General features: G+C 62.2%; 20 protein-coding genes. 6 read left to right on the top strand and 14 right to left on the bottom strand.

Going from position 1 to position 21,130, the window contains the following annotated elements:
* Positions 1 to 92: 92 nt before the first annotated feature.
* The gene (gene pap / locus ACMTA2_RS09285; RefSeq protein WP_413794603.1) at positions 93 to 1,610 is read right to left on the bottom strand and encodes a polyphosphate:AMP phosphotransferase; all 1,518 of its coding nucleotides are present in this window, start codon (positions 1,608 to 1,610) and stop codon (positions 93 to 95) included.
* A 150-nt stretch (positions 1,611 to 1,760) separates the two neighbouring features.
* Between pap and mnmC the strand changes: the two genes are divergently transcribed.
* A complete protein-coding gene (mnmC, locus tag ACMTA2_RS09280; RefSeq protein ID WP_413794602.1) occupies positions 1,761 to 3,743 on the top strand; it encodes a bifunctional tRNA (5-methylaminomethyl-2-thiouridine)(34)-methyltransferase MnmC2/FAD-dependent 5-carboxymethylaminomethyl-2-thiouridine(34) oxidoreductase MnmC1 in 1,983 nt (660 codons plus the stop codon).
* 61 nt (positions 3,744 to 3,804) lie between these two features.
* Here the strand turns inward: mnmC and ACMTA2_RS09275 are convergent, their stop codons facing one another.
* The gene (locus tag ACMTA2_RS09275; protein WP_413791447.1) at positions 3,805 to 4,752 is read right to left on the bottom strand and encodes an IS110 family transposase; all 948 of its coding nucleotides are present in this window, start codon (positions 4,750 to 4,752) and stop codon (positions 3,805 to 3,807) included.
* A gap of 440 nt (positions 4,753 to 5,192) precedes the next feature.
* On the opposite strand from ACMTA2_RS09275, the gene ACMTA2_RS09270 reads away from it, so the two are divergent.
* The 4 genes from ACMTA2_RS09270 to ACMTA2_RS09255 all read left to right on the top strand — a co-directional run bounded on the left by ACMTA2_RS09270 (position 5,193) and on the right by ACMTA2_RS09255 (position 10,521).
* Complete coding sequence (locus ACMTA2_RS09270; RefSeq protein WP_413794601.1) at positions 5,193 to 6,965, top strand: N-acetylglutaminylglutamine amidotransferase; 1,773 nt, start codon at positions 5,193 to 5,195, stop codon at positions 6,963 to 6,965.
* A gap of 3 nt (positions 6,966 to 6,968) precedes the next feature.
* Positions 6,969 to 8,714, top strand: a complete 1,746-nt coding sequence (ngg, locus tag ACMTA2_RS09265; RefSeq protein WP_413794600.1) for an N-acetylglutaminylglutamine synthetase — start codon at positions 6,969 to 6,971, stop codon at positions 8,712 to 8,714.
* Between the two features lie 201 nt (positions 8,715 to 8,915).
* Positions 8,916 to 10,106, top strand: coding sequence for an osmoprotectant NAGGN system M42 family peptidase (locus ACMTA2_RS09260; RefSeq protein ID WP_053120340.1), 1,191 nt, complete (start codon positions 8,916 to 8,918; stop codon positions 10,104 to 10,106).
* A 187-nt stretch (positions 10,107 to 10,293) separates the two neighbouring features.
* A complete protein-coding gene (locus ACMTA2_RS09255; protein ID WP_003199186.1) occupies positions 10,294 to 10,521 on the top strand; it encodes a YheU family protein in 228 nt (75 codons plus the stop codon).
* Here the strand turns inward: ACMTA2_RS09255 and csrA are convergent.
* The 3 genes from csrA to ACMTA2_RS09240 form a co-directional block, all read right to left on the bottom strand.
* On the bottom strand, positions 10,510 to 10,710 hold the full coding sequence (gene csrA, locus ACMTA2_RS09250; protein WP_413794599.1) for a carbon storage regulator CsrA: 201 nt from the start codon (positions 10,708 to 10,710) through the stop codon (positions 10,510 to 10,512). The two genes, ACMTA2_RS09255 and csrA, sit on opposite strands and share 12 nt — an antisense overlap.
* A 152-nt stretch (positions 10,711 to 10,862) precedes the next feature.
* Positions 10,863 to 11,195 (bottom strand): YnfA family protein, encoded by a 333-nt coding sequence (locus tag ACMTA2_RS09245; protein ID WP_413795618.1) that lies wholly within the window; start codon positions 11,193 to 11,195, stop codon positions 10,863 to 10,865.
* 57 nt (positions 11,196 to 11,252) lie between these two features.
* Positions 11,253 to 12,068 carry an SDR family oxidoreductase gene (locus tag ACMTA2_RS09240; protein ID WP_413794598.1) on the bottom strand — a complete coding sequence of 272 codons (816 nt, stop codon included), beginning with the start codon at positions 12,066 to 12,068 and terminating at the stop codon, positions 11,253 to 11,255.
* 289 nt (positions 12,069 to 12,357) lie between these two features.
* On the opposite strand from ACMTA2_RS09240, the gene ACMTA2_RS09235 reads away from it, so the two are divergent.
* A complete protein-coding gene (locus tag ACMTA2_RS09235; protein WP_003183939.1) occupies positions 12,358 to 12,510 on the top strand; it encodes a DUF3309 family protein in 153 nt (50 codons plus the stop codon).
* 62 nt (positions 12,511 to 12,572) lie between these two features.
* Here the strand turns inward: ACMTA2_RS09235 and ACMTA2_RS09230 are convergent, their stop codons facing one another.
* From ACMTA2_RS09230 to ACMTA2_RS09190, 9 genes are all read right to left on the bottom strand, one after another.
* Positions 12,573 to 14,660 carry an LTA synthase family protein gene (locus ACMTA2_RS09230; protein WP_413794597.1) on the bottom strand — a complete coding sequence of 696 codons (2,088 nt, stop codon included), beginning with the start codon at positions 14,658 to 14,660 and terminating at the stop codon, positions 12,573 to 12,575.
* Positions 14,661 to 15,084: 424 nt separating this feature from the next.
* On the bottom strand, positions 15,085 to 15,492 hold the full coding sequence (locus tag ACMTA2_RS09225; RefSeq protein WP_057448499.1) for a hypothetical protein: 408 nt from the start codon (positions 15,490 to 15,492) through the stop codon (positions 15,085 to 15,087).
* 14 nt (positions 15,493 to 15,506) lie between these two features.
* Entirely contained in the window at positions 15,507 to 16,709 is a 1,203-nt protein-coding gene (gene ccmI / locus ACMTA2_RS09220; RefSeq protein ID WP_413794596.1) for a c-type cytochrome biogenesis protein CcmI, read from the bottom strand.
* Positions 16,702 to 17,175: a cytochrome c-type biogenesis protein gene (locus tag ACMTA2_RS09215; RefSeq protein ID WP_413794595.1), complete on the bottom strand. Its 474-nt coding sequence runs from the start codon at positions 17,173 to 17,175 to the stop codon at positions 16,702 to 16,704. The genes ccmI and ACMTA2_RS09215 overlap by 8 nt, the downstream gene beginning before the upstream one ends.
* A complete protein-coding gene (locus tag ACMTA2_RS09210; RefSeq protein ID WP_413794594.1) occupies positions 17,172 to 17,708 on the bottom strand; it encodes a DsbE family thiol:disulfide interchange protein in 537 nt (178 codons plus the stop codon). Before ACMTA2_RS09210 ends, ACMTA2_RS09215 begins: the two co-directional genes overlap by 4 nt.
* Positions 17,705 to 19,693: a heme lyase CcmF/NrfE family subunit gene (locus ACMTA2_RS09205; RefSeq protein ID WP_413794593.1), complete on the bottom strand. Its 1,989-nt coding sequence runs from the start codon at positions 19,691 to 19,693 to the stop codon at positions 17,705 to 17,707. The genes ACMTA2_RS09210 and ACMTA2_RS09205 overlap by 4 nt, the downstream gene beginning before the upstream one ends.
* Before the next feature lie 3 nt (positions 19,694 to 19,696).
* Positions 19,697 to 20,152: a cytochrome c maturation protein CcmE gene (gene ccmE, locus ACMTA2_RS09200; RefSeq protein WP_039593064.1), complete on the bottom strand. Its 456-nt coding sequence runs from the start codon at positions 20,150 to 20,152 to the stop codon at positions 19,697 to 19,699.
* The gene (gene ccmD, locus ACMTA2_RS09195; RefSeq protein ID WP_003199159.1) at positions 20,149 to 20,325 is read right to left on the bottom strand and encodes a heme exporter protein CcmD; all 177 of its coding nucleotides are present in this window, start codon (positions 20,323 to 20,325) and stop codon (positions 20,149 to 20,151) included. Before ccmD ends, ccmE begins: the two co-directional genes overlap by 4 nt.
* Positions 20,322 to 21,077 (bottom strand): heme ABC transporter permease, encoded by a 756-nt coding sequence (locus ACMTA2_RS09190; RefSeq protein WP_413794592.1) that lies wholly within the window; start codon positions 21,075 to 21,077, stop codon positions 20,322 to 20,324. Before ACMTA2_RS09190 ends, ccmD begins: the two co-directional genes overlap by 4 nt.
* Positions 21,078 to 21,130 lie beyond the last annotated feature (53 nt).

Below are 21,130 nucleotides of genomic sequence, written 5' to 3'. Positions count from 1 at the left end.
ATTGTTGTAGTCGGTTGAGAGTGAGTCGAGCATAAATCCACTGCATAACCGACTGCGACAATCATTCATCCCGCGTATGCGAACTCATCGCCCTAGCCCTTCTTTTTCTTGCGAGCCTGCCTTGCACTCCGCTCGAAAGCCGCCTCCAGCGCCTCGTTGAGGGTGCGCAATACCTTGACCCGCGCCCAGCGCTTGTCGTTGGCCTCCACCAAGGTCCAAGGCGATATCTCGGTGCTGGTGCGGTCGACCATGTCGCACACCGCGGCGCGGTAGGCGTCCCATTTGTCGCGGTTGCGCCAGTCATCCTCAGTGATCTTGAAGCGCTTGAACGGGATGTCCTCGCGCTCCTGGAAACGCTCCAGCTGGGTTTCCTTGTCGATGGCCAGCCAGAACTTGACCACCACCACGCCGGCATCGGCGAGCTGTTCCTCGAAGTCGTTGATTTCCCCGTAGGCCCGCAACCAGTCGCCCTGGCTGCAAAAACCTTCGACCCGCTCCACCAGTACCCGGCCATACCAAGAGCGATCGAACATGGTGAACTTGCCGCGGGCGGGAATGTGCCGCCAGAACCGCCACATGTAGGGGTGGGCGCGCTCTTCTTCCGTGGGCGCGGCAATCGGCACGATGCTGTATTGGCGCGGGTCCAGGGCCGCCGTGACCCGCCGGATCGCTCCGCCCTTGCCCGCCGCGTCATTGCCTTCGAACACCGCCACCAGGGCATGCTGGCGCATGCGTTTGTCCCGCAGCAGGCCGGCGAACCGCGCCTGCTCGGTGATCAGCTGTTCTTCGTAGTCGGCCTTGTCCAGGCGCCGGGTCATGTCCAGGCTGTCGAGCAACGTGATCTGGCCGTCCAGCTCGGGCAGCGGCGCCACGCTGACCTTTTGCGGCCTGATCTTCGATCGGTCCAGGGCCTGGCGCAAACCGTCGAGCAGGATCCGCCCGACGGTGAGGCTGCGATAATAGCTGTCCACGCCTTCGATCACATGCCACGGCGCGTAATCGCGGCTGGTGCGGCGCAACACCCGCTCGCCGTATTTGACGAACTTGTCATAGGTCTGGGACTGCTGCCAATCCAGCGGACTGATGCGCCAGCTGTGCAGCGGGTCATCCTTGAGCCCCTTGAGTCGGGCCTTCATCTGTTTCTTGGACAAGTGGAACCAGAACTTGAAGATCAGCGCGCCTTCGTCGCAGAGCATTTTTTCCAGGCGTTCGGCACCGGCGATCGCCTGGTCGAGCCTCGGGTCCTTGAACTCGCCATGGACCCGGCCTTGCAACATCTGGCTGTACCAGTTGCCGAAGAAAATCCCCATGCGTCCTTTGGCCGGCAGCATCCGCCAATAGCGCCACGCGGGAGGTCGCGCCAACTCCTCGTCGGTCTGCTGGTCGAAGGTGCGCACTTCGATCAGCCGTGGGTCCATCCACTCGCTGAGCAATTTCACCGTCTCGCCCTTGCCCGCGCCTTCGATGCCGTTGATCAACACAATGACCGGAAACCGGCCCTGCTGCTGCAACTCGAACTGCGCTTCCAGCAGCGCTTCACGCAGGGCCGGCACCTCGGTCTCAAAGGTGTCTTTATCGATGGCATGACCGATTTCAGCGGATTCAAACATGGGCAGCTCCTTCCGGGGATGGCTCAAGACTAGCGGATTGGATGCGGCCCCGTGCAGCAGATTCCCTTCAGAAGCGTGGGTTGTTGCGATGGGTCAAGCATGCCGATACCGATCGGCTAGAATGGCCCCTCAGTTTTGACCGAGCCAGCCATGACCCCCATCCAGCAACACGCCCAACTCGACTGGGACGACCAGGGGCGCCCGCGCTCGCGGGTGTTCGACGATGTGTATTTTTCCGACCAGTCGGGCCTGGACGAAACACGTTATGTGTTTCTTGAGCAGAACAACCTGGCTGAGCGTTTCGCTGCGCTGGCCGATGACGGGCGACTGGTGATCGGCGAAACCGGGTTTGGCACCGGCTTGAATTTTCTCTGCGCCTGGCAATTGTTCGAGCAGTGCGCACCGGCAGGCGCCCGGCTGCATTTCGTCAGCGTCGAAAAGTATCCCTTGAGCCCCGAGGACCTGCGCCGGGCCCTGGCCTTGTGGCCGCAGCTCAGTCTCCAGGCGGCCCCCTTGCTTGAGCAGTACGTGGCGATCCATCAGGGTTTCCAGCGTCTGGTGTTGGCTAATGGGCGGGTGACGCTGACCTTGTTGATCGGCGATGCCCTGGAGCAGTTGCCGCAACTGGACGGGCAGATCGACGCCTGGTTCCTGGACGGCTTCGCACCGGCCAGGAACCCCGAGATGTGGACCGCCGAGCTGTTCGCCGAACTGGCCCGGCTGGCTGCGCCTGGCGCCACCCTCAGCACCTTCACCAGCACCGGCTGGGTCCGGCGCCTGCTCAACGCGGCCGGCTTCAAGATGAAACGCACGCCGGGCATCGGCCATAAATGGGAGATCCTGCGCGGCGTTTTTCTTGGCTGGCCGGAGCAGACACCGCCGCCGGCCTCGGCAAAACCCTGGTATGCCCGCCCCTTGCCACCCACCGGTGAGCGCCGGGCCCTGGTGATCGGCGGCGGCCTGGCCGGTTGTGCCAGCGCCGCGAGCCTCGCCGCCCGTGGCTGGCAGGTGACGCTGCTGGAGCGTCATGCCGGCTTGGCCGAGGAAGCCTCCGGCAACCCCCAGGGGGTGCTGTACCTCAAGCTGTCGGCCCACGGTACCGCGCTGTCGCAGATGATCCTCAGCGGCTTCGGCTACACCCGCCGCGTGCTGGAGCAACTGCAACGTGGCGTTGACTGGGACGCCTGCGGCGTCTTGCAACTGGCCTTCAACAGCAAGGAAGCCGAGCGCCAGGCGCAACTGGCCGAGGCGTTCCCAACGGATTTGCTGCACACCCTGGACCCGTCCGAAGCCCAGGCCCGGTCCGGCATCGGCTTGGCCTGCGGTGGCTTGTTTTATCCCGAGGGCGGCTGGGTGCATCCACCGGCCTTGTGTCGCTGGCAAGCCTCAGGCACGGCGATCGACGTGCAGCCCCATCATGAAGTGCTGCAACTGCGCCGCGTGGACGGCCAGTGGCAGGCATGGGACGGCGAACGATGCCTGGCCAGCGCACCGGTGGCGATCCTCGCCAGCGCCGCCGAAATCAAACGTTTCGATCCGGCCGCCGACTTGCCGCTCAAGCGTATTCGCGGGCAGATCACCCGGTTGCCGCAAACCACCCGCAGCCAGAGCCTGGCGACGGTGGTCTGCGCCGAAGGTTATGTGGCGCCGCCGCGCCAGGGCGAACACACCTTGGGCGCCAGTTTCGATTTCAACAGCGACGACCTGACCCCCACCCCCGCCGAACATGCCGGCAACCTGCGGATGCTCGAAGAAATCTCCCAAGACCTGGTGCAGCGACTGAACGCCGACACCCTGGACCCACAACACCTCGAAGGCCGCGCGGCATTTCGTTGCACCAGCCCGGACTACCTGCCGATTGTCGGGCCGTTGGCCGACCGCCAAGCCTTTACCGAGGCCTACGCCGCCCTGGGCAAGGACGCCCGGCAAGTGCCGGATGCGCCCTGCCCATGGCTCGATGGCTTGTACATCAACAGCGGCCATGGCTCCCGAGGCCTGATCACCGCCCCCCTGTCGGGCGAACTGATCGCCGCCTGGCTGGACAACGAACCGCTGCCACTGCCCCGCAGCGTGGCCGAGGCCTGCCACCCGAACCGGTTTGCATTGCGGGCCTTGATTCGGGGCAAGGCTTAGCACCGACTTCTTAAGACATGTCACAACCTCTGTGGGAGATTCTATGGTTGAGGGAAAGCCCTCAAGCCGCGTTAGGTTGGTATTCGCTTTGCCCTTTCAGCAGAGCGAATACGATCCGAGCAAGCTTGCGAGCCAGCATTACCAACGCCTGAGTGGTAGTGAAACCGCGAGCTCTTTGCTTTTCATAGAAGCCTCTCCAGGCGGACGTGCGGCTAGCCGACATGGCGGCATTGTGTAACAGCCGACGGACTTCCGGGTCGCCTCGTTTACTCAAGCTACGGCGCCCATCTTTTTGTCCTGATTTCGACACTCGCAAGTCCATTCCCAAAAAGGCAATGAAGGCGTCTGAGTTTCTGAAATCCCCTCGTTGAAATGCCGTAAGCAAGCGGGCTCCGGTCAGAAATCCAATGCCCTCAACCTTCAAGCAACGGTTCAACTGACCCTGCAAACCGGCATCCCTCAGATGATCCTTGATCGTCTTCTCGATCAATGTCTCAAGCCTCTGCATGGCTGCAATTTGTTCGGCGAAAGCGGTCTTCAGCAGCGGCTCGTTAGCCCAGCTTTGTACCAGGGCCACTCGAGCCTGAACCAGGGCTGCGCGACGGCGGAAAAGGCTCAGGAGCTGGCGATACAGCGGAGATGGCGGGGTCCAGGGGTTAAGCTCATGCCCTTCGTTTTTCAGGTAACGGGCCAGCAGCTTGGCATCCAGCGCGTCAGTTTTGGCGCGGATTTTTACGCCTTCGCGGTAGTGATGCAGTTCATAACCGCCCACCATGTAGATCTCGCAGCCGGCCTCATAGGCCAGATCAGCGAATTCCAGGTGATAGATATTGGTCGACTCAATGGCTACAGCGACGGGGCCCGGCAATGCTTTCAACCACTTTTTGATGGCCGCTTTGTTGTTGGGAGTCGCCTCCAGTACGTCAAGTTCGGCGTGATAGATCACCAGTTCGTTCTTGGCGACATCCACGCCCACAATCGGCTTTGTGACAGAAACCGGCATTGCCATTGAAAATTCTCCGGGCTAAGGTTTGAACACTTGAAGGGTTCACCCAGAGGCGCAGGCTTGTTCCTATCGTCGGTTTAGGCCAGATGCATTCTTTATCGGCGCTTGGGTGAAAGGAGGAGGGGCGAAATCTCCCACGGTCTGTACTGCGGCTAACAGTCAGAATCGAGCCTTGTCCCTCCTCCTCCCTTCAAGTCCTACCATACAAGCGAGCTTGCTCGCGATAGCGTAGGGTCAGTCAACTCAGAGGCCAACTGATCCACCGCTATCGCGAGCAAGCTCGCTCCCACAAGGGGCCGCGCAACATCCAGCCCAACCCCGCCCACCTGCTTATAACGCATTGATCTAAAACTCACAGCAATCCCTCCGGTCAGTTTCAGGGTACCCGCCCTTTTGGCGGGTGCGGCTTGACCCCTCCCCAACGGAAAAACCGGTAAGGACTTATGTGCGGATTAGCTGGAGAGTTACGTTTCGATCAACAACCTGCGGACCTTGCGGCCGTAGAGCGAATCACCCATCACCTGGCCCCTCGCGGCCCCGACGCCTGGGGCTTTCATAGCCAGGGACCGATTGCCCTGGGCCATCGACGTCTGAAAATCATGGACCTGTCGGACGGCTCGGCCCAGCCGATGATCGACAGCCAATTGGGCTTGTCCCTGGCCTTCAACGGCGCGATCTACAACTACCCGGAACTGCGCAGTGAGCTCGAAGGCCTGGGCTACAGCTTCTATTCCGATGGCGACACCGAAGTGCTGCTCAAGGGCTATCACGCCTGGGGCGAAGCGTTGTTGCCCAAACTCAACGGCATGTTCGCCTTCGCCATCTGGGAACGCGATGCCAAACGGCTGTTCATCGCCCGCGACCGCCTCGGCGTAAAGCCGCTGTATCTGTCGCGCACCGGCCAACGGCTACGTTTCGCCTCGGCATTGCCGGCGCTGCTCAAGGGCGGCGACATCAACCCGATGCTCGACCCGGTGGCCCTCAACCACTACCTGAATTTCCATGCGGTGGTCCCGGCGCCCCGTACCTTGTTGGCCGGTGTCGAAAAACTGCCGCCCGCCACCTGGATGCGCATCGAAGCCGACGGCGGCACCGAGCAGAAAACCTGTTGGACCCTGCCCTACGGCCCTCGGGACGATGAACAGCACCTGAATCTGGAAGACTGGATCGAGCGCGTGCTCGACAGCACCCGTGAAGCCGTCGCCATTCGCCAACGCGCCGCCGTGGATGTCGGCGTACTGCTTTCCGGTGGCGTGGATTCGAGCATGCTCGTGGGCCTGCTGCGGGAAGTCGGCGTAGAAGACCTGTCGACCTTCTCCATCGGTTTCCAGGATGCCGGCGGCGAGCGCGGTGACGAGTTCCAGTATTCGGACCTGATCGCCAAGCACTACGGCACCCGCCATCACCAGTTGCGCATCGACGAAAAAGAGATCATCGAACAATTGCCCGCCGCGTTCCGCGCCATGAGCGAGCCGATGGTCAGCCACGACTGCATCGCCTTCTACCTGCTCTCGCGGGAAGTGGCCAAGCACTGCAAAGTGGTGCAAAGCGGCCAGGGTGCCGACGAGCTGTTCGCCGGTTACCACTGGTACCCGCAGGTCGATGGTGCAAGCGATCCCTACGCCGCCTATCGCGCGGCGTTCTTCGACCGCAGCTATGAAGAATATGCCGCCACTGTGCAGCCCAAATGGCTGACGGCCAACGACGCGGCCGGTGACTTCGTCAAGGACCATTTCGCCCAGCCCGGGGCCGATGCGGCGGTAGACAAGGCCCTGCGCCTGGACAGCACCGTGATGCTGGTGGACGACCCGGTCAAGCGCGTCGACAACATGACCATGGCCTGGGGCCTGGAAGCGCGCACACCCTTCCTGGACTACCGCCTGGTGGAACTTTCGGCCAGGGTCCCGGCGAAGTTCAAGCTGCCCGATGGCGGCAAGCAGGTTCTCAAGGAAGCCGCCCGACGGGTGATCCCCAGCGAGGTGATCGACCGCAAGAAAGGTTATTTCCCAGTGCCAGGCCTCAAGCATCTGGAAGGTCACACCCTGGCCTGGGTCCGCGAACTGCTGCTGGATCCGAGCCAGGATCGCGGCCTGTTCAACCCGTCCATGCTTGATCGCCTGCTCACCGACCCCAACGGCCAGCTAACGCCGTTGCGCGGTTCGCGACTGTGGCAACTGGCGGCGCTGAACCTGTGGCTCAGCGAGCAAGGAATCTGATCGATGAAACCTCATGCAACCGTTCACAACCAACGCCTTTTGCGCGGCCAGGCGCCCTCTTACGAACGCCTGCAGGCCCGCCTGGCCGAAGACGGCAGCGAATTGGGGGCCGCCCCGATCGCGGTGCATTGCGGCTGGGGCAGATTGCTGATCGGCCACACCTTCCCGGACCCGGCGAGCCTGGCCCGGGAACTGCTCAACGAACAACCCGGCGAGCGCGACATCGCCTTGTACGTGGCCGCGCCCCAGCAAGTGCTGGGGCTGGAACCGGCACAACTGTTCCTCGATCCGTCCGACACCTTGCGGCTGTGGTTCAGTGACTATCGCCAGTCCACCCGGGTGTTTCGCGGTTTCCGGATTCGTCGGGCCCAGAGCGAGACCGACTGGCAGGCCATCAACCAGCTCTACCAGGCCCGGGGTATGCTGCCCATCGACCCCGTGCGACTGACCCCACGGCATGAAGGGGGCCCGGTCTATTGGTTGGCCGAAGACGACGACACCGGTGCCGTGATCGGCAGCGTCATGGGCCTGAATCACCAGAAGGCCTTCAACGACCCGGAAAACGGCAGCAGCCTCTGGTGCCTGGCTGTCGATCCGCAATGCCCACGGCCGGGGGTGGGCGAAGTGTTGGTGCGTCACCTCATCGAGCATTTCATGAGCCGGGGCTTGAGTTACCTCGACCTGTCGGTGCTGCATGACAATCGCCAGGCAAAAAACCTCTACGCCAAGCTCGGTTTTCGCAACCTTTCGACCTTCGCCATCAAACGCAAGAACGGCATCAACCAGCCGTTGTTCCTCGGGCCGGGCCCCGAAGCGCAGTTCAATCCTTATGCGCGGATCATTGTCGAAGAAGCTCACCGCCGAGGCATCGAAGTGCAAGTGGATGATGCCGAGGCCGGCTTATTCACCTTGGTCCACGGCAGCCGCCGGGTGCGTTGCCGCGAATCCCTGAGCGACCTGACCAGCGCCATCAGCATGACCTTGTGCCAGAACAAGAGCCTGACCCACAAGGTGCTGAAAAACGCCGGCCTGAACCTGCCGGCCCAGCAACTGGCGGGGAATGCCGATGACAACCTGGCGTTCCTCGATGAGCATGAACGGGTGGTGGTCAAGCCCCTGGACGGTGAACAGGGCCAGGGGGTGGCAGTGGATCTGCGCACCATCGAGGAAGTGCAAAGCGCCATCGAGTCGGCTCGGCAGTTCGATAGCCAGGTGTTGCTGGAAAGCTTCCACGAAGGGCTGGACCTGCGCATCCTGGTGATCGGCTTTGAAGTGGTGGCGGCGGCGATCCGACGCCCGGCGGAAGTGATCGGTGACGGTCGGCACACCATCGGTGCCTTGATCGAAGCCCAGAGCCGCCGCCGGCAGGCCGCCACGGGCGGTGAAAGCAAGATCCCGATGGATGCCGAGACCCTGCGCACACTCAACGCGGCGGGATTCGACTACGACAGCGTGCTGCCGGCCGGAGAACACCTGTTCGTGCGGCGTACGGCGAACCTGCATACCGGCGGCGTGCTGGAGGATGTCACCGCCATCCTGCATCCGACGCTCGTCGATGCGGCGGTACGCGCCGCACGGGCGCTGGACATTCCCATGGTCGGCCTCGACCTGCTGGTGCCGGCGGCCGATCAACCCGAGTACGTGTTCATCGAAGCCAACGAACGCGCCGGCTTGGCCAACCACGAACCCCAGCCCACCGCCGAGCGCTTCGTGGACTTGTTGTTTCCCCATAGCCAGGTGATGGCCTAGCAGAGGTGTCGTGTCTGAACAGACCCCATCGCGAGCAAGCTCGCTCCCACATGGGATTTCTGGTGTTTACACATTCTGTGTTCATCGTAAGACCTCTGTGGGAGCGAGCTTGCTCGCGATGAGGCCAGTTCAGGCACCGCCCTTCAACAATCGGACACACTCATCGAAACCATCGATGCGCTGAACCCATCAGGAGTTTCCATGATCAGCAAAATTCCCGAACCGGATCTCGAATACCTGCAGAAAGTCCTGCTGGAGATGCTCGCCATTCCCAGCCCGACCGGTTTTACCGACACCATCGTGCGCTACGTCGCCGAGCGGCTCGAAGAGCTGGGTATCGCGTTCGAAATGACCCGTCGTGGCACGATCCGCGCCACGCTCAAGGGTCGCAAGAGCAGCCCCGACCGGGCCGTGTCGGCGCACCTGGATACCATTGGTGCCTCGGTGCGGGCCATCAAGGACAATGGCCGCCTGACCCTGGCCCCGGTGGGGTGCTGGTCCAGCCGGTTTGCCGAAGGCAGCCGGGTCAGCCTGTTCACCGACACCGGCGTGATTCGTGGCAGCGTGCTGCCGTTGATGGCGTCCGGGCATGCGTTCAACACCGCCGTGGATGAAATGCCCATCAGTTGGGACCACATCGAATTGCGCCTGGACGCCTATTGCGCCACGCGTGCCGATTGCGAAACCCTGGGGGTGGGCATCGGCGATTACGTCGCCTTCGATCCCCTGCCGGAATTCACCGAAAGCGGCCACATCAGTGCCCGGCACCTGGACGACAAGGCCGGGGTCGCGGCGTTGCTGGCGGCGCTCAAGGCGATTGTCGACAGCGGCGAGGAACTGCTGATCGATTGTCACCCGCTGTTCACCATCACCGAGGAAACCGGCAGCGGCGCGGCGGCCGCACTGCCTTGGGACGTCAGCGAATTCGTCGGCATCGACATCGCGCCCGTCGCCCCCGGCCAGCACTCGAGCGAACACTCGGTCAGCGTGGCGATGCAGGACTCCGGGGGGCCCTACGACTATCACCTGTCGCGACACTTGCTGAAACTGGCCAAGGAGAACGACATCTCGGCACGCCGCGACCTGTTCCGCTACTACTTCAGCGATGCTCATTCGGCCATCACCGCCGGCCACGATATCCGTACTGCCCTGCTCGCCTTCGGCTGCGACGCCACCCATGGCTACGAACGCACCCACATCGACAGCCTGGCCGCCCTCAGCCGCCTGCTAGGCGCCTATATCCTCAGCCCACCGGTGTTCGCCAGCGACGCGCAACCGGCCCAAGGCTCCCTGGACCGCTTCAGTCACCAGATCGAGCACGATGCACAGATGGAAAGCGATACCCGCGTGCCGTCGGTGGACAGCCTGGTGGGGCAGCGGTCGGATAGCTGATCCAGCCTTTCATTGCCTGGTAGATCACCCTCGCGAGCGAGCTCCTACTTTGAGTCTTCAGTGCGGCTCAGAAGCTGTGGGAGCGAGCTTGCTCGCGATGACGCCGGGACAAGCAACCGCAAACCCAAGGCTAGCCGCAAAAGCCCATTGGCCGTAGCATCGCCCCATTGTCTAGCCGAGGTCCCCCATGCTCATCCCCCACGACCAACTCGAAGTCGACACGCTCACTCGCCTGATCGAGGATTTCGTGACCCGCGACGGCACCGACAACGGTGACGATACGCCCCTGGAAACGCGGGTCCTACGGGTCCGGCAAGCGCTGACCAAAGGCCAGGCGTTGATCGTCTTCGACCCCGAAAGCGAACAGTGCCAACTGATGCTCAAGCACGACGTGCCCAAGCACCTATTCGACTGAACAGGACTTGCGGGCAGCATGGGCCTTTTTCCTCTGGATCTTTTCGTAGATTTCGGAGCGATGGACATCGACGTGCCGTGGCGCTTCAACGCCAAAACGCACGGTGGTGCCACTGACCGACAGCACACGGACGGAAATATCGTCCCCGATGGAAATCAACTCACCCACAGCGCGGCTTAATACGAGCATGGTTCTTGTCCTTAAGAATGTCTGGACCCTGACCATGCCCGCCCGGCTTCGCGTTCTCAAGACACCCGTGAGAATTCAGTAAGGCCCTACAAGCAAAGTTCTTGCGACTGAAGGAAACTTCCTGCAAAAACCCTGCGGGCCCATAGGTTATTTCAGGGGGCCGAGAAACGCGGGCCGAATAGAATCACGCTTGTCCCCAACACGCAGAGCGCCACGCCAATCCAGTCGGAACCCAGGGGCCGGGCTCGCTCCACCACGGCCAGCCAGCCGATCGAGGCCACGATGTAGATGCCGCCATAGGCAGCGAAGGCGCGCCCCGCGTACGTCGCTTCGATGCGGGTCAGCAGCAGGGCGAACAACGTGAGACTGAGCAGCGCCGGGGCGATCCACCACGCGCTCTTGCCCTGGCGTAACCACATCCAGAAGGCATAGCAGCCGGCGATTTCAAACAGCGCGGCGAGAAAAAACCACAAGTAATTGAGCATGCAGATGTCCGTCAGGAAGGCCGAATGGCGCCATCCTGAGGACATTGGGCATCCAGGTCAATTCAGGTTCTGGCGGGCCTTGGCGCGCATTTTGTCGGCCATGATGGTCATTTCGTCGTACAGCAACTGTGGGTTCTTCTGCTTGAGGGCCCATGCCATGCGCCCCTGTTCATGGGGCAGGATCATGAACTGGCCTTGGGCGACCTGCTGATAGATATAGTCGGCAATGTCAGCGGCGCTGATTGGGGAGCTTTCCAGCAACTTGCCCACCTGGGCCTTCATGGCGGGGGTCGGGCCGCGGAAGGAGTCCAGCAGATTGGTCTGGAAGAATGATGGGCACACGACGTGCACGCCGACTTCCTGCTGCGCCAGCTCCACCAGCAGGCTCTCCGACAACGCTACGACGCCAGCCTTGGCCACGTTGTAGTTGCTCATGGCCGGTCCCTGCATCAAGGCGGCCATGGAGGCGATGTTGATGATCTTGCCGCGGCTTTTTTCCAGCAGCGGCAGGAACGCCTTGCAGCCCTTGACCACACCCATGAGGTTGATCGCGATCTGCCAGTCCCAATCCTCCAGGGACAGTTCACTGAAGAACCCGCCCGAGGCAACGCCGGCATTGTTGACGATGATATCGATGCCGCCGAGCTTTTCTTCGCAAGCCTGGGCGAATGCAGTCAATTGGCTGTAGTCGCGTACATCGCAGCGCTGGATGAAGCCGTCGCCACCGGCAGCCCGCACGAGCTTGAGGGTTTCCACAAGGCCGGGTTCGCTGACATCCGACAAGGCCAGGCGCCAGCCTTCGCGGGCCCAGCGCAGCGCGATTTCGCGGCCCAGGCCGGAGCCGGCACCAGTGATCATCATGCGATTTTGCATAGCAGACAGCCTTGTTCCGGGAGAGATAGGCCGAGTGTAGCGAAGGCGCCGGCCGGACCCACGCTCCATCAGATTGCTGAATGGCGAGGGCAAACCGTAATAGGTTGGGGAAACCACACCGGACCAGGGTTATCGGGTCCTCAGGCAACTAGCCATTGGTGATATTAAAAAACTTTGAATTTTCCATGGAGCGCTACGGTCGGACTTATTAAGCCGCCCGGATTTAACGCATGCGTGCTGGTAGTTGGAAGTTGCATCACTCCAGAACTGACCAATAAGGAAATCTACAATGGGCACAATACTTATCATCATCCTGATCCTCCTGCTGATCGGTGGTCTTCCGGTCTTCCCGCACTCCAGAAGTTGGGGCTACGGTCCATCCGGTATCATTGGTGTCGTGTTGGTGGTGCTGTTGGTCCTGCTATTACTGGGCAAGATATAAACCCCTAAGTAAGTGCAAAAAAAAGAGGCCCTTGCAGGCCTCTTTTTTATGCTCGCCGTTTATCAGTCCGGCTTGCCGTCAACGACGCCGGCGGTGTTATCCAGCAGGCTCTTGGTCGCGGTTTGCAGGAATGATTCAAGCTTGAGCTTCATCTCGGCAGCCTCCGGCGCATCCGGGATGACTTGCGCACGGGGGGTGGCGCCCAGTTCATAGCGGTACATCTTCGGCGGCATTTCCTTTGGCAGCATCAGCATTGTGTCACCATGAATGATCGCGGTGGTCTGATCGCTGCCCGACGGTTTGATCACGCCAAAACCCGTGTCGCCTTCCGGCAGGTTCAGCAAGTCACGGCCCCAGCACTGGTGACGCACTTGCCCACCGAGCCGGCCCATGATGGTCGGCACGATGTCGACCTGGGTGCCCACGGTGTGGTTGCGCTGGCCGAACTTTTCCTGGACACCCGGGCCGATCAACAGCATCGGCACGTTGAAGCGGCCCAAGTCCATTTCAGTGATCTGGCGCTCGTTGCCAAAGCCATGGTCGCCCACCACCACGAACAGGGTTTCCTTGAAGTAAGGCTCCTTGCGGGCCTTCTCGAAGAACTGGCCCAGCGCCCAGTCGGAATAACGCATGGCGGTCAAGTGTTCGTTGAGGCTGCCACGGTCGGTAACCGGCTCGACCGGCAACGGCGTCGGCAACGCATAGGGCGTGTGGTTTGACAGGGTTTGCAGCAAGGCATAGAACGGCTTGCCGTTTTCCCGCGCCTTGAGCTCGATCAGGCCACGGTCGAACATGTCCTGGTCGGACACGCCCCAGGTCGGGTCGGAGAACACCGGGTTCACGAAATCGTTACGCCCGATGAATGTGGTCATGCCCTGGCTGCTGAAGAAACCCGACTGGTTGTCCCAGGCAAAATCGCCGTTGTAGACATACACGTCGTCGTAGTCACGGGCACTGAGCAGTTGCGGCAGGCCCGACAGTTTGTGGCTGCCCTCCGGCGTCTGCATCAGGTATTCGAAACCCGGCAGGTTCGGGAAGCACGCCATGGTGGCGAACATGCCCTGGTGGGTGTGGGTGCCGTTGGAGAAGAAACGGTCGAACAGCAGGCCTTCCTTGGACAGCTTGTCCAGATAAGGCGTGATGTTGCCCGGCGCGCCCAGGGCGCCCACCGAGTGACCGGCCATGCTTTCCATGAGAATCACGACCACATTCTTGATCGGCAGGGTCTTGTCCGCCGGCGGCGTATAGTCGCGGCGCACAGCGGCCGTCTCGGTGTCCACGAGCTTGTCGTCAGGCATCACCAGCATGTCGCGCACGGTCTGCTGTGCCAGCGGTTGCTCGACGGTGGCTTTCCAAATGTTGTCACGGTCTTCGGACATCCGGCTCTTGGCCGCCGCCACCAGCGACAAGGTGCCATTGAGGCCCAACTGGTTGGCGAAGTTCGAATCGGTGGTGTAGACATCGCCCCAACGCAGGGGCGGACCTTGGCGCAGGGTACCGCGCGCAGCGGTCACGGCCACCAGCAGACACACCATGAACACGGCGATACGCCCGTACCACGGAGCGATCTGACGCGCGCCGATGCTACCGCCGCTGAAAGGCCCACGCGGGCGAGTGGCACGGTCGGCCCCCTTGAACGCCAGGCTCAAGATAATAGTGCCGACCGCCCAGGCCAGCAGGTAGCGCACCACCGGAAAACCGTACCAGAGCATGCTCATCACGGTTTTCGGGTCTTCCTTTACATACTGGAAGACCAGGCCGTTGAGGCGCTGGTGGAATTCACGGTAGAAATCCATCTCCATCAAGCCCAGGAACAGCGCGATGCTGGAAGTGACAGTCAGCCAGAAACGAAAGAACCCACGGGCCGCCATGGCCCTTGCGCTGAACAACGCCAGCAATAAAGGGATGCAGAGGTAGACCACCAGGCGTAAGTCGAAACGCAGGCCGTTGACGAAGGCTTCAACGAAGGTCGAAGCCGGCGTGTCGAGGATCATCTCGCGGTTATAGACCAGCAGCGCCACGCGCAGCAGGCTGAACATGACCATCATCACCAAGGCACAAAGTAACGTGTAGGCCAGGTGCGATTTGACGGTCGGTTGCAGCAGGCGATGCGTAGTACGCTGCTGACTCAGGGCGTCCGGGATTGCCATGTCGTTTAAGGACCCTATCGGAATTGGAGTGACAAAAAGAAACAACGGCGCGCCCTCTGTTGACCAAAGACTGGCCTCGGGGCTTGCGCGAGTGCGCAGATGTTGCACGAACGGTCATGGCATTGCCATTAAATAACCGGCGGCGATATGAGCGCGGGGAATTGTCCGCAAGATCGGGTGAAAATTTCGTTCAAAGAATATTCAGAAACACAAAAATCCCAGCCTGCTGAAGCGCTTGGGCCGAATGCCGTTGTGGCGAGGGGATTCATCCCCGCTGGGTTGCGCAGCAGCCCTAGGCTGTTAACTCAATCTTCCTGGCACACCGAGTGGCCTGGTTTGGGGGCTGCTGCGCAGCCCGGCGGGGATGAATCCCCTCGCCACAGGGTTGCCGATCACTTCCAGTCCAGTGTGAAAACGATCATTGTCAATGAAACTGCCGCCCAAGCCCCGCCGGCACGCCTTCGATGGTGGTGTCCTCCCACGGGCCGTTCGGGCTGACGGAGCGACTCCAGCCGTTGTTCCAGCGGTAGTAGGTACGCTGGCGATAGAAGGTGTTGGTCTGGTTGTCCAGCACATAGACCCCCAGCTTGGCGTCCCAATGGCTGTTGCCACCCGGTGGCGGGGCAAAACTGGCGGAGGTGCGCGGCAGTGGCTTGGCCGGCTTGTTCGGGATGACCGGCTTGCCTGGAGGCGTGGACGGGGCGGGCTTGGTGGTCGGGGTCGAGGGTGGAATCGGTGGCAGCGGCGCCGAAGGCTCCGACGGACGCTGGACCGCACAAGCGCTCAGGCCCATGACGAGCGTGAGCAGGGTGATACGAGCGATGGCGGTCATGGTGCGAATTCCTGTTATTTGTCCGGGCTGTCGATGGTCAATTGCTGCTGCGCCGTGGTGCTGCTGGCCAAGGGCTGGCTGCGGCCGACCCACTCACCGGCCGTCGGCTGACCGGCCCGGGAGATGCGCGCCATCAGTTGGACTTCGGGGAAGTTCGACAGTTTCAACTGCGGCATCATGGCGTCCGCATCGCCCAGCTCTACCGTGACCGGCAGATCGGCCACCGTCAGGCGCTTGGCGGCCAACGGCGCCGGCGGACCGGAAACAGCGCGGGCGAAAATGAACACACTGTCACCCGGCTGCACCTTGGCCTTGAGTGCCGGCGCCAGGTCGACGCGCACCTTGAGCAGTGCCCCGGTCTTGGCCACCGGGGCCTGGGCGACTTTACCGCCGCTGGCTTGCAGCTTCTCGGTGGCACGGGTAATGCCACCTTGCAGGGCCTCGCGGGACTTGTCGCCTTCCGGCAATTCTGCGAGCAGGCGTCCCCAGTAATCGATCGCGTCCTGATAGCGCTCGCCTTCAAACGCAGCGATTCCCAACAGTCCGAGGCTGGTGACCTCCTTCGGATCGAGCTTCAGCGCTTCGTCGGTCAAGGCCTGGACTTTATCCGACCACTTCTTGCCATCGGCGAAATACTGCGCCTGGGCCCACTGGCCCAGCAGTTCCGGTTGACGACCGGCCACCGCGACGGTGCGCTCGAAGATCTTCGCCGCGTCCGCGGGCCGATCCTGGGCCATGTAGGTACGCCCGAGGAAATACAGGCCTTCGGCCGAGTCCGGCTGCGCGGCCACCGCGCGTTCCAGGCGCAGGGTCATCTCTTCCATCGACTGCGGCGCCTGGGCGAACTCACGGGTCAGCTCGACCTTGTCACTGGCACCGAAATGCAGGTACAGCGCCAGGCCCAATACCGGCACCAGTACGGCAGCGAGCAACGGCAACGGCTTGCCCAACCGGGATTCGCGTGGCGCATCGGCGCCCTCGGTGTCGGCGAGCAGTTCACGGGCGGCTTCGGCGCGACCGGTGTCCAGTTGCGCGGCGTTGAGCACGCCCTCTTCCCGCTCGGCCTGCAGTTCGGCCACACGCTCCTGATACAGCGCCACGTTGAGCGCGGTGCGGTCCTCCTCGCGTTGAGCAAGACGACCACGCAGTACAGGGATCAATAGAAAACTCAGGGCAACCAGGAGAAGCAGACCTGCGGCGAGCCAGAAATCAATCATGCTTGGTTTTATCCAACAGTTGGTCGAGGCGCTGGCGCTCTTCGACAGAAAGCGTGTCCGGGGCGGCCGTGCGCTGGACACGGCGCCGACGCACGATCACCGCGATGATCACGAAGCCGCCGAGCAACAGCCCGGCGGGGCCGAACCAGAGCAGCGCGGTCTTGGAGGACAGGGCGGGGTTGTAGCGCACGAACTCACCGTAGCGATCGACCATGAAGTCGATGATCTGCTGGTTGTCCTTGCCCTCGCCGAGCATGCGGAAGATTTCCTTGCGCAGGTCGGCGGCAATCGGGGCATTGGAGTCGGCAATGTCCTGGTTCTGGCACTTGGGGCAGCGCAGTTCCTTGGTCAGTTCGCGAAACCGCTCGCGCTCGCCGTCGTTGGCGAATTCGTAGGTGTCGATGGCGGCCTGGGCCACACCGACCAGGCTCACCCCCAGGATGGCAGCGGCTAACCAGCGCTTCATGGCTTGGCCTCGTCCACCAGGGCCTGGTACTTGGCGGCCAGTTTCTCGCGCCAGACCTGTTCGTCGATCACCCCGACGAACTTGTCGCGGATCACGCCCTTGGCATCGATGAAGAAGGTTTCCGGCGCGCCATAGACACCCAGGTTCAGGCCCAGGGAGCCGTCTTCGTCACGAATGTCCAATTGATACGGATTGTGGAACTCGGCCAGCCACTTCAAGGCGTCGGCATTGACGTCCTTGTAATTGACGCCGTAGATCACCACGCCGTTCTGGGCCAGCTTGTTCAGCACCGGGTGTTCGACCCGGCAGGAGATGCACCAGGTGCCCCACACGTTCACCAGCGCCGGCTTGCCCAGCAGGTCGGCGCGGGTGAGGGTCTTGTCGCCTTGCACCGAGGGCAGGGAAAACTCCGGGAACGGCTTGCCGATCATCGCCGAGGGCAATTCACTCGGATTCAAGTACAGCCCCCGGTACAAAAACACCGCCATCAACAGGAACAGCGCCAGCGGCAATATCATCAACCAACGTTTCATGCAGTGGCTCCCGTCACGCCCAGGGCTTCACGCACCCGGGTTTTCACCTTGACCCGATAACGCCGATCCAGCGCCGCCAGCACCCCGCCCAGGCCGGTGAGCAAGCCACCGAACCAGATCCAGCGCACGAACGGCTTGACATGGACCCGCACCGCCCACGCGCCGTCGCCCAGGGACTCGCCCAGCGCCACGTAGAGGTCGCGGGTGAAACCGGCATCGATCCCGGCCTCGGTCATGACCGAGTTCTGCACGGTGTAGAGGCGTTTTTCCGGATGCAGCACGGTGATTTCCTGGCCGTTGCGAATGACCCGCACAGTGCCCTTGTCGGATGTGAAGTTCGGCCCTTCGAAATGCTTGGCGCCCTCGAAGACGAACTGATAACCGCCCAGGTCCATGGACTCGCCCGGCGCCAGGCGCAGGTCGCGCTCGGCGCTGTTCTGGCTGGACAGCACCACGCCCAGGGCGCAGACGGCGATGCCCAGGTGGGCGACCTGCATGCCCCAATAACTGCGGGTCAGGGTTGGCAAGCCCTTGATCAGGCCTTTGTGGCGGGTCTTGTCGAAAATGTCCCGGACACCGGCCAGCAACACCCAGGCTGCCAGCACGAACGTCGCCAGCACCGCCCAGTTGAAGTCGCCGTAGGCCACGCCGGCCACCACGGCCAGGGCGGCCGTGCCCAGCAGCACCGGAGTCAACATGCCCAGCAGCCACTTGACCGGGGTGTCTTTCCAGCGCACCAGCACACCGATGGCCATCACCACCATCAGGATTGCCATCAGCGGGATGAACAGTGCGTTGAAGTACGGCGGGCCGACGGACAGCTTGGCGCCAGACAGCGCATCGAGCACCAGCGGATACAACGTCCCCAGCAGGATCATCGACGCGGCTACCACCAGCACCAGGTTGTTGCCCAGCAACAGGGTTTCCCGTGACCAGAGGTTGAAGCCGACCTGGCTCTTGACCACCGGCGCACGCAGGGCGAACAGCGTCAGCGAGCCGCCGACGACGAACAGCAGGAACATCAGGATGAACACGCCGCGCTCAGGGTCCGAGGCGAAGGCGTGCACCGACGTCAGCACGCCGGAACGCACCAGGAACGTCCCCAGCAGGCTCAGGGAGAACGCCGCGATGGCCAGCAGAACGGTCCAGCTCTTGAACACACCGCGCTTTTCCGTGACCGCCAGGGAATGGATCAGCGCCGTGCCCACCAACCAGGGCATGAACGAGGCGTTTTCCACCGGGTCCCAGAACCACCAGCCACCCCAGCCGAGCTCGTAGTAGGCCCACCACGACCCCAGGGTGATACCGATGCCAAGGAACGCCCAGGCGACGATGGTCCACGGGCGCGACCAGCGTGCCCAGGCAGCGTCGAGACGACCGCCGAGCAACGCGGCGATGGCGAAGGCGAAGGCCACGGAAAAACCGACGTAGCCCATGTAGAGCATCGGCGGGTGAACGATCAGGCCGATGTCCTGCAGCAATGGGTTGAGGTCACGGCCATCCATCGGCATCTGCGGCAGGATGCGCTTGAACGGGTTGGACGTGACGATCAGGAACAGCAGGAAACCGGTGCTGATCATGCCCATCACCGCCAGCACCCGGGCCAGCATCACCTGGGGCAACTGCCGGGAAAAGACCGAGACCGCGAAGGTCCAGCCAGCGAGGATCAACGCCCAGAGCAACAGCGAGCCCTCGTGGGCGCCCCACACGGCGCTGAACTTGTAGTACCAGGGCAAGGCGCTGTTGGAGTTGCCGGCAACGTATTCCACGGAAAAGTCGTCGACCATGAACGCATAGGTCAGGCAACCGAAGGCGAACAGCATGAAGGCGAATTGCCCCCACGCCGCCGGCTGGGCCAGGCTCATCCACAAGCGGTCGCCGCGCCAGGCGCCCAACATGGGCACCACGGCCTGTACCAGGGAAAAACACAGGGCCAGGATCATCGCCAGGTGGCCCAGCTCGGGAATAAAGATACCAGACGTCATCGATCAGCCCTCCTTCACGGGAGCGGGCGCCGATTGACCGCTGTCTTTCAGGGCCTTGGTCACTTCCGGCGGCATGTACTTTTCGTCGTGCTTGGCCAGCACTTCGTCGGCCACCACCACGCCATCGGCGTTGAGCTTGCCCAGGGCGACGATGCCCTGCCCTTCGCGGAACAGGTCAGGGAGGATGCCGCGATAGGTGATGGTCACGGTCTTGTTGAAGTCGGTGACATTGAATTTCACGTCCAGCGAATCCCCGGAACGCACCAGCGAACCCTGCTCCACCATGCCACCGGCACGGATGCGCGTGTCTTTCGGCGCTTCGCCATTGGCGATCTGGGTTGGGGTGTAGAACAGGTTGATGTTCTGCTGCAAGGCGCTCAGGGCCAGGCCGACCGCGGCACCGACACCCACCAGGATCGCCAGAATGATGACAAGACGTTTTTTACGCAGCGGATTCACTGACCATTCTCCCGGCGCAGACGACGCGCCTCTTGTTGCAGATACCGCTTGCGGGCCAGGATCGGCACCGCCACGTTGAGGGCCAGCACCACCAGGCAAATGCCATAGGCTGACCAGACATACAGGCCATGATGGCCCATGGCGAGGAAATCGCCGAATGAAGCGAAACTCATCGAGCGGCCTCCAGGCTGTTCTGTACTTCGGCCTTCACCCAACTGGCCCGGGATTCGCGCTTGAGCACTTCCAGGCGCATGCGCAGCAACAACACCGCGCCGAAGAAACAGTAGAAGCCCAGCACCGTCAGCAATAGCGGCAGCCACATCTCGACGGGCATCGCCGGTTTTTCCGTGAGGGTGAAGGTCGCGCCCTGGTGCAGGGTGTTCCACCACTCCACCGAGTATTTGATGATCGGGATATTGATCACGCCGACAATCGCCAGCACCGCGCAGGCCTTGGCGGCACTGTCACGATTGCTGATGGCGTTGCCCAGCGCAATAAGACCGAAGTACAGGAACAGCAGGATCAGCATCGACGTCAGTCGCGCATCCCAGACCCACCACGAACCCCAGGTCGGCTTGCCCCAGATTGCCCCGGTGACCAGCGCCACGGCGGTCATCCAGGCGCCGATGGGCGCCGCGCATTGCAGGGCCACGTCGGCCAGCTTCATTTTCCACACCAGCCCGACCACGCCACACACCGCCAGCATCACGTAGATGGACTGGGCCAGCATCGCGGTGGGAACGTGGATGTAGATGATGCGGAAGCTGTTGCCCTGCTGGTAATCCGGTGGGGCGAAGGCCAGGCCCCAGACCACGCCGATGCCAATCAGCAGCAGCGCGGCGATACTCAACCAGGGCAACAGTCTGCCACTGATGCCGTAGAACCACTTGGGTGAGCCGAGCTTGTGAAACCAGGTCCAGTTCATTGCAGTTTCCATCACGGTTGCGGCTCGTCATCACGAGCCGCCAGGTCTGCCTT

This window comes from Pseudomonas medicaginis, assembly GCF_965119365.1.
Classification (GTDB): Bacteria; Pseudomonadota; Gammaproteobacteria; order Pseudomonadales; family Pseudomonadaceae; genus Aquipseudomonas.
The sequence above is the reverse complement of the archived record's forward strand: the minus strand, read 5'-3'. Positions and strand labels throughout refer to the sequence as shown.

Excerpts from the sequence above, each read along its gene's own strand:
- pap (WP_413794603.1), bottom strand. The coding sequence starts at position 1,610 with ATGTTTGAATCCGCTGAAATCGGTCATGCCATCGATAAAGACACCTTT.
- mnmC (WP_413794602.1), top strand. The coding sequence starts at position 1,761 with ATGACCCCCATCCAGCAACACGCCCAACTCGACTGGGACGACCAGGGG.
- ACMTA2_RS09275 (WP_413791447.1), bottom strand. The coding sequence starts at position 4,752 with ATGGCAATGCCGGTTTCTGTCACAAAGCCGATTGTGGGCGTGGATGTC.
- ACMTA2_RS09270 (WP_413794601.1), top strand. The coding sequence starts at position 5,193 with ATGTGCGGATTAGCTGGAGAGTTACGTTTCGATCAACAACCTGCGGAC.
- ngg (WP_413794600.1), top strand. The coding sequence starts at position 6,969 with ATGAAACCTCATGCAACCGTTCACAACCAACGCCTTTTGCGCGGCCAG.
- ACMTA2_RS09260 (WP_053120340.1), top strand. The coding sequence starts at position 8,916 with ATGATCAGCAAAATTCCCGAACCGGATCTCGAATACCTGCAGAAAGTC.
- ACMTA2_RS09255 (WP_003199186.1), top strand. The coding sequence starts at position 10,294 with ATGCTCATCCCCCACGACCAACTCGAAGTCGACACGCTCACTCGCCTG.
- csrA (WP_413794599.1), bottom strand. The coding sequence starts at position 10,710 with ATGCTCGTATTAAGCCGCGCTGTGGGTGAGTTGATTTCCATCGGGGAC.
- ACMTA2_RS09245 (WP_413795618.1), bottom strand. The coding sequence starts at position 11,195 with ATGCTCAATTACTTGTGGTTTTTTCTCGCCGCGCTGTTTGAAATCGCC.
- ACMTA2_RS09240 (WP_413794598.1), bottom strand. The coding sequence starts at position 12,068 with ATGCAAAATCGCATGATGATCACTGGTGCCGGCTCCGGCCTGGGCCGC.
- ACMTA2_RS09235 (WP_003183939.1), top strand. The coding sequence starts at position 12,358 with ATGGGCACAATACTTATCATCATCCTGATCCTCCTGCTGATCGGTGGT.
- ACMTA2_RS09230 (WP_413794597.1), bottom strand. The coding sequence starts at position 14,660 with ATGGCAATCCCGGACGCCCTGAGTCAGCAGCGTACTACGCATCGCCTG.
- ACMTA2_RS09225 (WP_057448499.1), bottom strand. The coding sequence starts at position 15,492 with ATGACCGCCATCGCTCGTATCACCCTGCTCACGCTCGTCATGGGCCTG.
- ccmI (WP_413794596.1), bottom strand. The coding sequence starts at position 16,709 with ATGATTGATTTCTGGCTCGCCGCAGGTCTGCTTCTCCTGGTTGCCCTG.
- ACMTA2_RS09215 (WP_413794595.1), bottom strand. The coding sequence starts at position 17,175 with ATGAAGCGCTGGTTAGCCGCTGCCATCCTGGGGGTGAGCCTGGTCGGT.
- ACMTA2_RS09210 (WP_413794594.1), bottom strand. The coding sequence starts at position 17,708 with ATGAAACGTTGGTTGATGATATTGCCGCTGGCGCTGTTCCTGTTGATG.
- ACMTA2_RS09205 (WP_413794593.1), bottom strand. The coding sequence starts at position 19,693 with ATGACGTCTGGTATCTTTATTCCCGAGCTGGGCCACCTGGCGATGATC.
- ccmD (WP_003199159.1), bottom strand. The coding sequence starts at position 20,325 with ATGAGTTTCGCTTCATTCGGCGATTTCCTCGCCATGGGCCATCATGGC.
- ACMTA2_RS09190 (WP_413794592.1), bottom strand. The coding sequence starts at position 21,077 with ATGAACTGGACCTGGTTTCACAAGCTCGGCTCACCCAAGTGGTTCTAC.